This window comes from Veillonella atypica (genome assembly GCF_041431435.1).
Classification (GTDB): domain Bacteria; phylum Bacillota; class Negativicutes; order Veillonellales; family Veillonellaceae; genus Veillonella; species Veillonella atypica.
Genome location: NZ_JAPVXV010000005.1, coordinates 125,388 through 140,676 on the forward strand (window position 1 = coordinate 125,388; position 15,289 = coordinate 140,676).

14 protein-coding genes are annotated in these 15,289 nt (G+C 38.8%); 2 read left to right on the forward strand and 12 right to left on the reverse strand.

Going from position 1 to position 15,289, the window contains the following annotated elements; all coding sequences use genetic code 11:
• Positions 1-39: 39 nt before the first annotated feature.
• The 12 genes from O3598_RS07590 to O3598_RS07645 form a co-directional block, all read right to left on the reverse strand.
• Positions 40-489: an RrF2 family transcriptional regulator gene (locus tag O3598_RS07590; RefSeq protein ID WP_005375570.1), complete on the reverse strand. Its 450-nt coding sequence runs from the start codon at positions 487-489 to the stop codon at positions 40-42.
• A gap of 383 nt (positions 490-872) precedes the next feature.
• Positions 873-1,436 carry an alkyl hydroperoxide reductase subunit C gene (ahpC, locus tag O3598_RS07595; RefSeq protein WP_005384032.1) on the reverse strand — a complete coding sequence of 188 codons (564 nt, stop codon included), beginning with the start codon at positions 1,434-1,436 and terminating at the stop codon, positions 873-875.
• A gap of 184 nt (positions 1,437-1,620) precedes the next feature.
• Entirely contained in the window at positions 1,621-1,833 is a 213-nt protein-coding gene (locus O3598_RS07600) for a hypothetical protein (protein WP_005384033.1), read from the reverse strand.
• 9 nt (positions 1,834-1,842) lie between these two features.
• Positions 1,843-3,453, reverse strand: a complete 1,611-nt coding sequence (gene pyrG / locus O3598_RS07605; protein ID WP_009661514.1) for a CTP synthase — start codon at positions 3,451-3,453, stop codon at positions 1,843-1,845.
• A 15-nt stretch (positions 3,454-3,468) separates the two neighbouring features.
• Positions 3,469-5,202 carry an arginine--tRNA ligase gene (argS, locus tag O3598_RS07610; protein ID WP_105083622.1) on the reverse strand — a complete coding sequence of 578 codons (1,734 nt, stop codon included), beginning with the start codon at positions 5,200-5,202 and terminating at the stop codon, positions 3,469-3,471.
• Positions 5,168-5,626: a YwiB family protein gene (locus O3598_RS07615; protein WP_005375605.1), complete on the reverse strand. Its 459-nt coding sequence runs from the start codon at positions 5,624-5,626 to the stop codon at positions 5,168-5,170. The genes argS and O3598_RS07615 overlap by 35 nt, the downstream gene beginning before the upstream one ends.
• Positions 5,627-5,702: 76 nt before the next feature.
• On the reverse strand, positions 5,703-5,999 hold the full coding sequence (locus O3598_RS07620) for a GIY-YIG nuclease family protein (protein WP_009661520.1): 297 nt from the start codon (positions 5,997-5,999) through the stop codon (positions 5,703-5,705).
• A 1-nt stretch (position 6,000) separates the two neighbouring features.
• Entirely contained in the window at positions 6,001-6,639 is a 639-nt protein-coding gene (locus tag O3598_RS07625; protein ID WP_005379758.1) for a peptidylprolyl isomerase, read from the reverse strand.
• Positions 6,640-6,796: 157 nt separating this feature from the next.
• Positions 6,797-7,573, reverse strand: coding sequence for an HAD-IIB family hydrolase (locus O3598_RS07630; protein WP_005375586.1), 777 nt, complete (start codon positions 7,571-7,573; stop codon positions 6,797-6,799).
• Positions 7,574-7,637: 64 nt separating this feature from the next.
• Positions 7,638-7,877 carry a DUF1653 domain-containing protein gene (locus O3598_RS07635; protein ID WP_005375614.1) on the reverse strand — a complete coding sequence of 80 codons (240 nt, stop codon included), beginning with the start codon at positions 7,875-7,877 and terminating at the stop codon, positions 7,638-7,640.
• A 187-nt stretch (positions 7,878-8,064) separates the two neighbouring features.
• Positions 8,065-9,399 (reverse strand): branched-chain amino acid transport system II carrier protein, encoded by a 1,335-nt coding sequence (brnQ, locus tag O3598_RS07640; RefSeq protein WP_005375597.1) that lies wholly within the window; start codon positions 9,397-9,399, stop codon positions 8,065-8,067.
• Between the two features lie 99 nt (positions 9,400-9,498).
• Positions 9,499-11,535, reverse strand: coding sequence for a molybdopterin-dependent oxidoreductase (locus tag O3598_RS07645; RefSeq protein ID WP_009661541.1), 2,037 nt, complete (start codon positions 11,533-11,535; stop codon positions 9,499-9,501).
• 595 nt (positions 11,536-12,130) lie between these two features.
• Between O3598_RS07645 and O3598_RS07650 the strand changes: the two genes are divergently transcribed.
• Both O3598_RS07650 and O3598_RS07655 read left to right on the forward strand, forming a co-directional pair.
• A complete protein-coding gene (locus O3598_RS07650; RefSeq protein WP_005379755.1) occupies positions 12,131-13,270 on the forward strand; it encodes an Ldh family oxidoreductase in 1,140 nt (379 codons plus the stop codon).
• Positions 13,271-13,566: 296 nt separating this feature from the next.
• Positions 13,567-15,204: an L-lactate permease gene (locus O3598_RS07655; protein ID WP_005375607.1), complete on the forward strand. Its 1,638-nt coding sequence runs from the start codon at positions 13,567-13,569 to the stop codon at positions 15,202-15,204.
• The last annotated feature ends 85 nt before the right edge of the window (positions 15,205-15,289 follow it).

Genomic DNA, 15,289 nt, shown 5'->3' on the forward strand with positions numbered 1-15,289 from the left:
GATACTATAAATGGTATGTAATATATAATTATGTGCCTCTTAAATAGAGCCATCCCAATTATCATATTTTGTATCTAGTTTTGCGTATGTACCATCGATAACGTCTTGTAAGGTCACACTTTCTAGATAATCGTGAATGTAATTTTGTAACCCCGCCCAGAATCCAACAGTGCGTTCATTAATGACATCATCCGTAGATACACCTTCATCTAGAGATGAAATAATAGCCATTGATTCCTCTGTAGCCATCAAAATTTCAATGATTGTATATTCACTAGGTTTTTTAGATAAACGATAGCCGCCGTATTTACCACGAATGCTATCAACTAAACTGGCCGCTCCTAATCGAGCCACAATACCTTCTAAATATTTCTCAGATATGCCTTGTCGTTCTGCAACAGAACGTAATGACACTGGTTTTCCCTGACCTTGCTCAGCTAGATCGATGAGAACCATCAAAGCATATCTTCCTTTTGTAGAAATTCTCATGTATATTGCCTTCCTTTTTAAAAGCTAGCGTCCCTTGAACAAACATTTTATATACCTCCTATGCGAATGTATAAAACCTTGTGCATCGCTAGGAATTAATTTCATTATAGAATACTAACTGTAAAAATGCAAGAGTTTATTTCCTACTTTGTCAAAAGGTTTTACGAATAACAGTATTTACCTATACTAATTGGATACACTGCGACAAAAAGACCAGCCCAAAGGCTGGTCTTTTTGCGTATAGTTTGTAGTTTGTTATATGAGGTTTACATTAGTGAATTGGAGAGTGTTTCACCATGTAATGGGGCTTACCGGTATCGTTGGAGATACGATCCGTGCCCAAGAGTTGTCATTTGAGGAGGTTGTTGGTATATCTAATACTCTTAGATTTTACCTACTAGGTCAAGACCTGGTGTTAATGTATCTTTACCTGGTTTCCAACGTGCAGGACACACTTGGTCGCCATGTTTAGCTACGAATTGAGCTGCTTGTACTTTACGAACAAGTTCTTCTGCGGAACGGCCAATACCCATATCGTGAATTTCCGCTGTGCGGATAATACCTTCTGGGTCAACCACGAATGTACCGCGGTATGCCATAGCAGATTCAGGATCGAATACATCGAAGAAATCAGCTAATTCGTGTTTCTTATCAGCCAACATGTAGTATTCAATTTTGTTGATGCTTGGAGAAGCATCAGACCATGCTTTATGAACATATTCAGAATCAGTAGAAACGGAGTAAACTTCGCAACCTAATTCTTTCAATTCAGCATAAGATTCTTGTACGTCTTCCAATTCTGTAGGGCATACAAATGTGAAATCTGCTGGATAGAATACGAATACAGACCATTTACCTAATACGTCTGCAGTGCTTACTTTTACCAATTCAGGTTTCTTGAAAGCATCAAGTGTAAATTCAGGGAGTTTCTTACCAATAATAGACATTGTGTCCTCCTTTATATTTCTAAATAACGATTACTATATGTTCTATTGATGTACCTACATCAAATCTATATCTATCTTTGTCTATATAATAACACTAATCATTTAAAATAGCAAGCATTATTTTTATATTTATCGATATATTTTTCCAAACTTTTTCGATACAGCAAAAAAAGAAGGAAGATACTCATTTCTGAGTATCTTCCTTCTTTTTACGTACCACAACGGACTTACTACTTATAGCGTGATCAAAAGCAATAAGTCCTGCTATATTAGCAATACCACGCCGCGTCACATGTCCAGTTGTAGACTGTTGTTTCCCCGATTTACCATATACGAACTGCTCTAATTTAAGTGCAGCTAATATAAAGATACCTATAATAGATAAAATGGATCCCATTTCTATTCTCTACTTTTTAAGTTCCAAAATCGCATCTACAAATCCACGGAATAATGGATGAGCATTGTTTGGACGAGATTTTAATTCTGGATGTGCTTGTGTACCTACGAAGAATGGATGACCCTTAACTTCGATGCTTTCAACAAGACGACCATCTGGAGATGTACCAGAAATAACAAGGCCTGCATCACTCAATTGTTGACGATATTCATTGTTGAATTCATAACGATGACGATGACGTTCGTATACAAGGTCTTCGCCATATACTTCACGCGCTTTTGTACCCGCTTCTAATTTACATGGATAGATGCCAAGGCGCATTGTGCCACCTTTTTTATCTACATCCACTTGATCACTCATCAAGTCGATAACTTTGTATTTTGCATCTTCATCAAATTCGCTAGATGTAGCACCTTCCATGGCACATACATTACGAGCAAATTCCATTACAGCAGATTGCATGCCAAGGCATAAACCGAGGAATGGAACTTTGTTTTCACGAGCATAATTGATAGTACGGATTTTTCCTTCTACGCCACGGGAACCAAAGCCACCAGGAACAACGATACCATCAATGCCCTCAAATACTTCTTTAGGATCTACAGAAATATCATCAAGTTCTTCGGAATCAATCCAACGAATGTTCACCTTAGTATCAGTCTCGATACCAGCATGGCTCAATGCTTCTGCTACAGAAAGATACGCATCGTGCAAAGCTACATATTTACCTACGATAGCTACTGTAATATCTTTGCTAGGATTCAAAATTTTATGAACCATTTCTTTCCATGCAGTCATATCGCAAGGACGTTCTTCAAGACCCAATTTCTTAATGACAATATCATCAAGCCCTTGATCTTGCATCATCAATGGTACTTCATAGATAGAATCACACGTTTGGTTTTCAATTACGGCTGCTGGTTCTACATCGCAGAACAATGCCAACTTTTCCTTCATTTCGTCGGAAATATGTTTTTCACTGCGGCATACCAAAATATCTGGTTGAATACCAATACCGCGCAATTCTTTTACGCTATGTTGGGTAGGTTTTGTTTTTAATTCACCTGCTGCGTTGATATATGGTACTAATGTAACGTGAATATACAATACATCGTTACGACCTACATCTTTTTTGACTTGGCGAATTGCTTCCATAAATGGCAAGCTTTCAATATCGCCGACAGTACCACCGATTTCAGTGATAACTACATCGGCATTATCTTCTTTACCTACGCGGTATACATTTTGTTTAATTTCATTTGTAACGTGAGGAATAACTTGTACAGTGCTACCTAAATAGTCACCCTTACGTTCTTTATTGATAACGGACCAATATACTTTACCAGCAGTAATATTGGAACGCTTGCTAAGATTAATATCGATAAAGCGTTCATAGTGACCCAAGTCCAAGTCTGTTTCAGCACCATCATCGGTTACAAATACTTCGCCATGTTGGTAAGGACTCATTGTACCAGGATCGATATTGATATATGGGTCAAATTTTTGAATAGTTACATTAAAACCGCGGTTTTTCAATAATCGGCCCAAAGATGCAGCTGTAATCCCTTTTCCCAAGGAAGAAACTACGCCGCCTGTTACGAAAATATACTTAGTTGCCATGATGCCTCCCACCTACTACATTTTTTCCGGAGCGGAAATACCTAAAATACCCAAGCCTTGACGAAGTACAAGAGCAATCGCTGTGATTAACCCAAGACGAGCTTGTTGCAATGATGGATCTACGCCAATGATACGACCTTGACGATAGAAGGAGTGGAACATACTTGCCAAATCGTATAAGTAACGAGCAATACGATGAGGTGCACGATGTTCGGCAGATTGAACAACCTCTTCTGGATATTCAGCTAATTTTTTAATTAATTCTAATTCCATTTCACTTGTAAGCGTTGTGAAATCAGTTTCACTATAATCACCAAATGCAATGCCTGCTTCACGCACTTGGTTATAAATACTGTGAATACGGGCATGAGCATATTGGATATAATACACAGGATTATCATTGCTACGAGATTTTGCCAAGTTAATATCGAAATCAAGTTGACTATCTAGCGAACGCATCAAGAAGAAGTAACGAGATGCATCTACGCCAACCTCTTCAATCAATTCATCTAATGTAACGCTATCGCCACTACGTTTAGATAATTTAACGAGTTGTCCATCGCGGAACAATGCTACCATTTGTAACAACAATACTGTTAGTTTATCTGGGTCATAACCAAAGGCTGCCATAGCCGCTTTTACACGACACACATAACCATGATGGTCAGCGCCCCAAATGTCGATCATTTCTTTAAAGCCACGATCATATTTATTGCGATGGTATGCAATATCTGCTGCCAAATATGTAGGCACACCATTGTCACGGATGACTACGCGGTCTTTATCATCGCCATAATCAGTGGATTTCAACCACAAAGCGCCATTTTTTTCATACACCTTGCCAAGAGCTTTCAAAGCCTCTACGGAGTGATGAATTTCATCAGTTTCATGAACCGTACGTTCAGAGAACCAATTATCGAAAGTAACACGGAAATTGCTTAATGTTTCCTTTAAGCGAGCTAATTTTTCTTTTAAGCCCTCTTCTTTAAACAATGCTACACGATCAGCTTCGTTCATAGCATTTAATGTATCGAAGCCTTCGCGTTCTGCAATAGCTTTTGCAGTCTCGATAATATCAGGACCACGGTAGCCATTTTCAGGGAACACGAGAGCCCCTTCTGGAATATCGAATTCAGGCATGGAACCGTCTTCGTTGCGCTTAGGTGGGAATACTAATGTAGCACCTTGCAACTCTTGGAAACGGTACTCAATGGAGATAGCCATATTATCGATTTGGTTACCTGCATCATTGATGTAGTACTCGGATTGTACATTATAACCTGCTGCACGTAACAAGTTTACAAGTGCACTACCATACGCAGCACCACGACCATGACCGACATGTAACGGACCTGTTGGGTTCGCACTTACGTACTCTACTTGAATTGTATCGCGTGCACGCAATGGTTGCACACCGTATTGATCACCAGCATTCAAGATAGCTTTCAAGGTATCATACACCATATCGGATTTTAAGAAGAAGTTGATAAAACCTGCACCAGCTACTTCAGCACGTTCAAGCCAATCAAAATCCATATGACTAATTAATGTCTCTGCAATAGCACGAGGGTTTTGACGAGCCACACGAGCGGATTGCATAGCAATGTTCGTAGAAAAATCGCCGAATTCCTTTTGAGGTGGCACTTCTAGAACGATTTCTGGATATTCCCCAGCTGGCAAACCACCACTATTAATCGTTTCTTGTAATGCCTGTTCAATCCCCGATTTCAGGATTTCCTTCATGTCCATGCTCTGTATCCTCCCGCACGTCTATATCTAACTGATTATAAAATTGCCATTCACCTTCTATGGAAATATCATATCCGAGATGAACACGACCCGTTCCATTGTGAAAGTCTACTGTTAATTCATGTGTTTTTACGGCCATGTGAAGATCGCCTAATGGCGTTTCATATGTGGACTGGCGTTCCTCACCGCGAATGTATTGATGTCGCATATTCACAGCACCAGTACGCAAAAGAACAATGGAATCTTCGTAAATCTTGATGGTCGTCTTAACCCCTTCAAGACCTGTTACGCTCGATTCTTCATAGCGAATATATTGGACTCCGTTCTTTTCATGTGAAGTACCTGGAGAAATTAATTCCACCACGGTATCCTGCCCATCTATGTCTCGTTGTACACTTTTTACGGATACTAGAACCCGCTTCATGTTTTTCTCCTCCATGGTCATAACATATCAATATATTATAGCACAAACAAGGGTCGTTTTGAATGTTTTGTACACTCTATTTCAATAGATTTATACGTTCAATTTCTCTATTCTCACCTGACGCAATAAGCTGTAATTTTTGTATCCTATTGAGTCTTTTAATAGCATATTCTCGCGACTGTGCCTCTTGTTTACTTTGAAAGCTTTCATAATAAACCAAATACACTGGTCTACGACATTTCGTATACTTAGCCCCACCTTTTATAACGCCATTATGAGCATCCAACCGTTTTTTTAAATCCGTTGTCCACCCGCAATACAAGCTTTCATCAGCACATCTCACAATATACGTGAAAAATTGTTCATGATTCATCTTATTTACTAGCGTCATCCTTAATCGGCTCAATGGTAATCGAATTAATGATCACAGGATCAACAGGCTTATCATTTTTATCTGTTTTTACCTTACCAATTTTTTCGACCACATCCATACCTTGTACAACTATACCAAAAATGGTGTGTTTATTATCGAGATGAGGCGTAGGTCCCAAGGTAATAAAGAACTGAGAACCACCTGTATTCGGCCCACGATTTGCCATGGCAAGAATCCCCATTTTATTAAAATGAAGATCATTAGAAAATTCATCTGGAATCTCATAACCAGGGCCACCTGCACCTGTCCCTGTTGGGTCGCCACCTTGAATCATAAATCCATCGATAACGCGATGGAACGTAACGCCATTATAAAAGCCTTTTTTTACAAGGTAGTCAAAGTTTTTAACGGTAATAGGCGCTTTAGAGCCATACAAACGAATTTTAATTTGTCCATAATTTGTATCAAAAACAGCATATTCATCTGCAATTGGAGCATTTGTAAAATTAGGCATCTTATTAACCGTTTCAGCTTGTGCAACAGGTGTAATCGTTTTATCTGCACTATTATTGCCACACGCTGCGGTTACTACCATCATGCCCCCCAATAGAGCACAACCTAATATTCTTTTAACATTCATGATAATCCCTCACAAAATATAGAATTTCCCCAAATTATATATACATAGAAAAACCGCTCAACCCATGAGCGGCTCTTTATTAGTATATCATGTTTTCACTATGAATTTCTTTAAAATTCTATAAAAATTTATAATCTAAATGGTCTTATGCCAACGATTAATCAATCCATCCAAAATGCTTACATGCATTGTAAATACCATCCTTATCACAGTCAGTTGTAACATAATCGGCCTCTAATTTAAGCTCCGGACGAGCATTTCCCATGGCAATGTTTAACCACTCCGGTCTAAACATAGACAAATCATTATAGCCATCACCAAAAACGACAACTTGATTTGGCTTCATATTGAAATGTCCAATCATATTGCGAATCCCCAATGCTTTTTCCATAGGTTCATATAAAACGCACCCATCGCCATAGCGAATAAGCTTATGCGTCATATGCTCGATATCTTTTTCCTCTTCTTCTCCATCTTTGAAAAATACATAGATTTTATAGAAATCTTCTACACTGTGAAAGTCGAACTCTGGATCCACTACGGTTTTAAACACGTCCCAATCAGGATGCCATTCTAATATTTCTTTATACGGTGTAATGCGCCCCAATTTATTGCGGTCTGTTACAGCCCATGGAATATGCTTTGACTCAAGATACTCTAAATATTGAATACACATATCTCGATTCATGCCAATCATAGATACCAATTTCCCATCAATGGTTATACTATGACCTCCATCAGCAACTACATTTGTAATTCTAGCTTGCTCGGCAAAACGCATAGCATCAACTTGTATTCTACCTGTTGCAATCGATACTAAATGGCCACGCCGTTGCAATTCATCTATACAATACTGAGCACTATTGGGAATTTTTCCTTCAGGCCATACAGCCAATGTGTTATCAATATCAAAAAAGAAAAATTTTTGTTCCACAAGTCCTCCTATCTATCGCTATATACGAGTTCATATACAAACTATAAACTCTACCCGGTAAGCACTATTCATCTCGTCCACTCATTAATTGAAAGCGTTTTTGTTGTTTCACATCAGGATATTTATCTCGATCTACATCGCTACAAAACATGTCTAAGGGACGTACATACAAATCGCGGTCATCATATAATTTTTGATATACCACCAATTTTTCACCCGTTTCAGAATGTGTAGCCACATCTAACACGTAATAATACATACCTTTAAAATGACGATACAAACCACCTTTTACAATTTCGTTCATAACTACCTCGGCTTACTAAAACGATCTTTCATTTCTTATTAAACATTATACTAGGAAATACTATTTGAAAAAAGATTTTTATCACTATAAACAAAACACTCGCATCCCCCTTTTCTTTTACTGTAATCCTTCTAAGAAGGACTGAGCCAATAGAGTATAAAAGGAGAATGCGAGTAACATTCTACATTTATTTAGTTGTATCTGAAACCAAGCCCTTATGAATAAGACCTATGATAAAGCCAAGAATTGCAAAACTTACCCAGCCCATACCAATACCTTGGAACGGAATATATTGGGTAAACAAACCTTCGATGGCATCAGGTGCCCAACCAGCAGTTTCAAGACCGCTCATTAAGGCAGAAATCATGGTCAATCCAATAGTCCAACCATATACGCAACGACGACCGCCAAAAACAGTATCACTTAAGGCTAACAAGATAATAACAATCGTCAACGGATACAATAACATCAACACTGGAATAGCTGCACTAATGATTGTTTTCAATCCGAACAGCCCAAGTGCAAATGCAGCCACAGAGAATATGACAACATACATTTTATAGCTAATTTTGCTATATAGTTTGTGGAAATATGTACTACAAGAAGTAATAAGACCAATACTTGTACTCAAGCAAGCTAATAGAACGATGATAGCCAAAATAATTTGACCAGTTCCCCCAAAGAGGAAGTCCGCACTAGCTGTTAACACCGGTGCGCCTGTATCAAACAAGCCAAATCGCTCTACGCTTGTAGCGCCGATATTCGCAATGAATATATACACAATGCCGAGTAATGCTACCGCAATAGCACCAACCTCCATCACAGTTTTCGTAATAATATCGCGAGATGTAGCACCTGTAAGACGTACAAAATCGATGACGAGAATAGCAAACACCACAGAAGCCAATGCATCCATTGTATTATAGCCATCGAGGAAGCCTTGCAATACGGCTGTACCATTAGTCGCGTAAGCTGGTTGAGGCACCGCATATGCCCCAATCGGTGTAACAAAAGATTTGATAATCAATAATAAAATAACAAGCAATAATGCAGGTGTCAAAATATTGCCAATACGATTAACAAGCTTTTGAGGACTAATCGATAGCCACAAAGAAACGCCAAAGAATATAGCAAGGAACAGTGGTTGCATATCCAAAGTCATGCCTTGTAAAAATGGCTTGATCGCAATTTCATACGCAACGGTACCCGTTCTTGGTGTCGCAAACATAGGACCAATACTTAAATATAAGGCCACTGTATAAATAAGACCATATATAGGATGCGCACGACCTGCTAGTTCCTCAACGTCTTTACATCCGGAATAGCCCATGGCCATAACGCCAAGTAACGGTAATCCTACGCCAGTTAATACAAAACCAGCTAATGCCCATCCTACATTAGACCCTGCGTGTTGACCTAATGCGGCCGGGAAAATAAGATTTCCCGCACCAAAGAATAGGGCGAATAACATCATGCCTATAGCTAAATAGGCGCGCAGTGATAGATTTTCTTTTCCATCCATAAGGTTATCTCCCTTCGTACTACACTATCATATTAGATAACATTATATATGATATGGTAATCTGATTCAACAGCAAAATCGAATTATATCGAACTTTCATTACACCTTACGAATATTAACTTGTACGTCATAGAATGTACTCCCCCATGCTTCATCAGTCGGTCTAGATGCAGTTACAGCATTGATTCCTACCTTAGCGTCACTGGACTGAGATTGCCACCATACACCAAGGGTCACAAGTGTACCTCGTTGTACCGTATCATCTAGATATACTTTAATACGAACAGCCCCTCGATTATTATAAATTTCCACAGCATCACTATTATTAATGTTATATAATGCAGCATCATCTGGATGCATTCGTAGCTTCATCAATTCAGAATCATCAAATTCTAGTTCACAAAAACTAGAATCTAATATACGTATATCATTACCGATAATCAACCAGAATGGTTCATCATCACCATAAGGTTCTGTATAGGTAATCAACGGAATGGATTCTCGAGGATTTAAGATTTCGATTTTGCCTGACGGCGTTTTAAAATCCATCTTATAATTGTCTGGCAATGCTACTTCAACCAAGTCGCCACGTAAAATGGCATCTTGTTCGTCTTGTGAAAGTTTAGACGAATTGCGAACCATATGCTCAATTAGTTCTCGTTCTGTCATGGCAAAGAAAGGATCATCTAAACCCATATGCTGAGCAAGTTCAGAAATAACTTGCCAATTAGATTTCGATTCACCAACCGGAGGAATAGCTTGGTAACTGGCCGCAATTGTATAGTGTCCGTAAGAGTTAAAAATATCATCGGATTCAGCAGAGCTCGTGGCTGGTAAGATAATATCTGCATATGCACATGTATCTGTAAAGAAGCGTTCATGCACAACGGTAAATAAATCATCTCTCATAAGACCTTGTCTAACGAGATTTTGATTTGGTGCCGTTATAGCTGGATTTGATGAAAAGATATATAGACTATGAACGGGAACCCCGCCACTAGTATCCTCTAATCCATGCTCTAGAAGCGCTTTTGGATTTGTCAACAAATCCCCTAATAATATCATCGGCATCATCCGTTTAGACGGCGTTGGTGTATTAGGTTGTTGCATGAATGATTTATTAAAATATTGGCTACTACTAGAACTAGATAATAAGCCGCCACCTAAATGTTGCCATGCACCTACCACGGCAGGGAGTGCATTGATACACCGGCAACTCATTGCTCCATTACCATAGCGGGATACACCACTACCGAGACGGATAAATGGAGCCTTTGCTTTTGCATAGGCATGAGCTAGTTCTTCTATGATTTCAACCGGTACACCACATATAGAGGAAACATATTCTGGAGTAAATGTAGGCAATACATCTCGTACTAGCTCATCATAACCTTGCACATATGCTTGAATAAATGTAGTATCCTCAAGACCATCCCGATGTATGATATGAATCATACCAAGTGCTAATGCACCATCAGAACCGGGTTTTACATACACATGATGTGTGCCTTGATCATAAGTATATGTTTTATGGGTATCTATAATCCATACAAAAGCGCCGTTTCGTTTTGCCACATTCACATCGTGTAATATATGTACATCTGTAGCCGTCGCATTAAGGCTCCATAATATAATCAAATCACTATGTTGTGCTTCTTGTGGTTTGATAGCTACTGTGTCTCCATAAACAGACTTAAATGCTGCTTGTTTCGCAGGAGAACAAATCCCTCTGTCTTGACTAGTAGCGCCAATACAACGGAAGAAATAGTCCGCTGCAGGACTATTTACAGCCCCCATGGTCCCCGCATAGGAATAACGAAGAATACTTTCACTACCATAGGTATTAATAGTATGGTTAAAATTTTCTACAATTCGCTCTAAGGCCTCATCCCATGAAATGGGTGTAAATTGATCTGGACCAATACCTTTTTTACCAATTCGGCGTAATGGTGTCATTAAACGTTTAGGCGAATGAATAACACGCTCATAATGAGCCATCTTAGGACATAATGTGCCCCGTGTGAAAGCGTGCTCTTTATTACCGCGAACCTTTGTCACTTTATTGTCATCTACTGTAAGTATAAGTCCACAAGCATCAGGACAATCATAGGGACATACACTTTTATATTCTTTCATATAAGCACCTCGCTTATCATCGTATTTATAGCAGTAATTTTATATGTATATTTATAGTATCATACATACATCACTATATCTGTAACAAAATTAACGAATATCGATATTTTTCAAACTTCGTATCAATGAATACATTGTATATCAATGCATATAACAAAATCACTTATCAAAATAAGTGTGTGACATTATAACTTTTATTAATGTGTACCATGTAGATACACAATAAATATCGATACTTTTCAGTATTTATTTATAGTTTCTCCCCTACAATACAAACAGATAAGCAACGCATAAAAGTACCATTTTTTACGTTCAGGAATGTATCTATTACCAAAAGTCATAATTTATAATTTCAAGGTATTATCGATTATTTCAGTGCTTTTTGTTAACCTGTGTGATAAATTTCACGTAAGTTATGCAAATTATGTAATGCATTAAGTTATGTAAAACTATTCAATAACTCAACTTTGTGTGCTATACTGACATTGTCATTTGAGAGGATATAGAACTCACCGGACATCATATCACATTCATTGATATAACGGAGTGGAGTCAACTATATCAGGTACATATTTTCTGAAAAGAGGTTTTAACAATGGCAGACGCAAAAAACACTGTTCTTTTCCCTTATGAAACATTGAAAAAATTGAGCATGGATGCTTTCCAAAAATTCGGTTTCTCCGAAAAAGAAGCTGACATCATTCAAGACGTACTTTTGACTTCCGACTTGTTCGGTATTCAAAGCCATGGTATGCAACGTATGGTTCGTTACCACAAAGGTATCACTAATGGCTTGATCAAAATCGACGCAAAACCAGAAATCGTAAAAGAAACTCCAATCTCCGCAGTTATCGACGGTCATGATGGCATGGGCCAATTGTTGGGTCACAAAGCTATGGAAATGGCTATCGAAAAAGCTAAAAAATCCGGTGTTGGTATCGTATCCGTACGTAACTCCAACCACTATGGTATCGCTGGTTACTATGCTAAAATGGCATCCGACCAAGGCTTAATCGGTTTCTCTTGTACAAACTCCGAAGCAATCATGGTTCCTGTATATGCTCGTAAAGCTATGCTTGGTTCCAATCCTATCGCTTGGACTGTACCAGCTGATCCTGTTGACTTCTTCTTCGATTGCTCCACTACAGTAGTAACTCGTGGTAAACTTGAAATGTACAACAAAATGGGCAAAGCTACTCCAGATGGTTGGGCTGTTAACAAAGACGGCGTTCCTTCCACTGACGCAGCTGAAGTATTGGGCAACATTTCCCGTCATGAAGGCGGCGGTATCCTTCCTTTAGGTGGTGCTACAGAAGTTCTTGGCGGCCACAAAGGTTATGGTAACGGCATGATTGCTGAATTGTTCTCCTCCATCCTTTCCCAAGGTGGTACTTCCAATAAATGTATGGTTGGCGGCAAATCCAATATCTGCCACGGCTTCATGGCTATCAACCCTGAATTCTTCGGTGACCCAGCTGAAATCAAAAAACACTTCTCTCAATTCTTACAAGAATTACGTGAAGCTCCTAAAGCTCAAGGTCAAGACCGCATCTACACTCATGGCGAAAAAGAACATGAATCTGTTGCTAAAGTTAAAGCTGAAGGCATCCCTGTACTTAACGGTACAATGCTTGAAGTTCAAGATCTTTGCAATGAATTAGGTTTAGACTTCAAATCCTACTTCGGCGATTATGTACCAGAAGCTCCTGCTACAATGTTCAAAGGTAACTACTAATATCTAATTAGTGTTGGCCCTAACACGGACATGTAGTTAGTACAGAGGGGGACATAAACACTGTTTATGTCCCCTCTCTTATATTTTTTTAACCTCATAAGCTATGAGGTTAAAAAATTTTAAGAGATATATCACTTTTTCTGATAAGTATATCTGTTATTTTATTGTAATCTTTTATTATTACTGAACTTTTACAACTTAATCCAATAGCGAATTACTCATCAATTAAATTGATTATTGCTACATCGTCCTGTTAAGCATATATTTTTATTTTTCTTGAAAGGATGATTTTAGAAATGAGTGCTCTCACCGTTCTATTAGCGCTATCTCCAATCATTTGGTTGATCGTAGCGTTATCCATCTTGAAATTACCTGCATGGCAAGCAACAAGTGTTGCTGCAATCGGTTCTTTCATCATCGCTATTACAGCATTCCAATCCGACCCATTTATTATGGTCACTGGTGCCCTTGAAGGTGCCGCATTGGCAATTTGGCCTATCCTATTAGTTATTACAGCAGCTATCTTCGTTTACAACTTGGTAGTACATACGAAAGCTATGGAAACTATTAAAACCATGCTTTCCTCTGTAACATCTGATACTCGTGTACTTGCATTATTACTTGCATGGGGCTTCGGTGCTTTCATGGAAGGTATGGCTGGCTTCGGTACTGCCGTTGCAATTCCTGCAGCTATGATGGTTGCCGTAGGTTTTGACCCACTAAAATCTATCATCGCATGTCTCGTTGCAAACTCCGTACCAACAACATTCGGCTCCATTGGTATCCCAACAACTACATTGGCTTCCTTAACAAGCCTTGATCCAAGCCATTTAGGTACATTCATTTCCGTACAATTATTCTTGCTTAACCTTATCGCTCCTTTCTTCGTAGTTATGATTATCGGTGGCGGTATCAAAGCATTAAAAGGCGTATTCCTTGTAACATTACTTTCTGGTTTAGCATTAGCTATTCCTGAAACTGTAATCAATGCTGTAATGGGTCCTGAATTATCCGTAATTTCTGCATCCATCGTAATCATGGCAGTGATCATCGGTTGTGCAAAAATTATGCCTCCTAATGATCCTCAATACGCAGTTAAACAAACTGGCGAAGTTCCTAAAGTTTCTGGTGGCGAAGGCCTTGTGGCTGCAATGCCATTCATCTTAATCTTCGTATTATTATTATTAACCTCTAAATTGTTCCCAGCAATCAATGGTCCTCTTGCATCCATTAAAACATCTGTACCTATTTACCAAGGTGCTGGTGCAAAACCTTACACATTCGTATGGATTGCAACTCCTGGTATCATGATTTTCATCGCTGGTATCGTTGGTGGTTTCATCCAAAAAGCAAAAGCTGGTGAAATCTTCGGTACATTAGGTTCCACGGTTAAAAACTTGAAGTTCACATACCTTACAATCATCACAGTTGTTATGACTGCTAAATTGATGACATACTCCGGTATGACTGCAGATATTGCGAAAGCAATGGTTGCTGGTACAGGTTCCTTATACCCTCTATTCGCTCCTATCGTAGGTGCATTGGGTGCGTTCTTAACAGGTTCCGGTACAAACTCCAACGTATTGTTTGGACCACTTCAAATCGCTGCAGCTCAAGGTTTAAATCCTACAAACTTCGAAGATCTTGGCTTCTGGTTAGCAGCTGTTAACTCCGGTGCAGCTGGTATCGGCAAAATGTTGTCCCCACAATCCATTGCAATTTCTATTGGTGCCGTAGGTCCTGCTTTGAAAGCATACTTAGAAAACCACAAAGAAATCAATGCAGAAGAAGCTCACAACTTAGAACATGAAATCGAAGCAAGTGTTATCATGAACAGCGCGTTCAAATACTTCATCATCTTCATCATCATGCATGGTTGTATCTCCTTCTTCGGTCAACATTTCATCCATGAAATTCACCACATCTTCTTCTAAGAATTGGTAATATAAACGAACAGCTCATTCGTGAGCTGTTCTTTTTATTTCAAATACTAATAAGCAATACCCTTGTTACTCATAC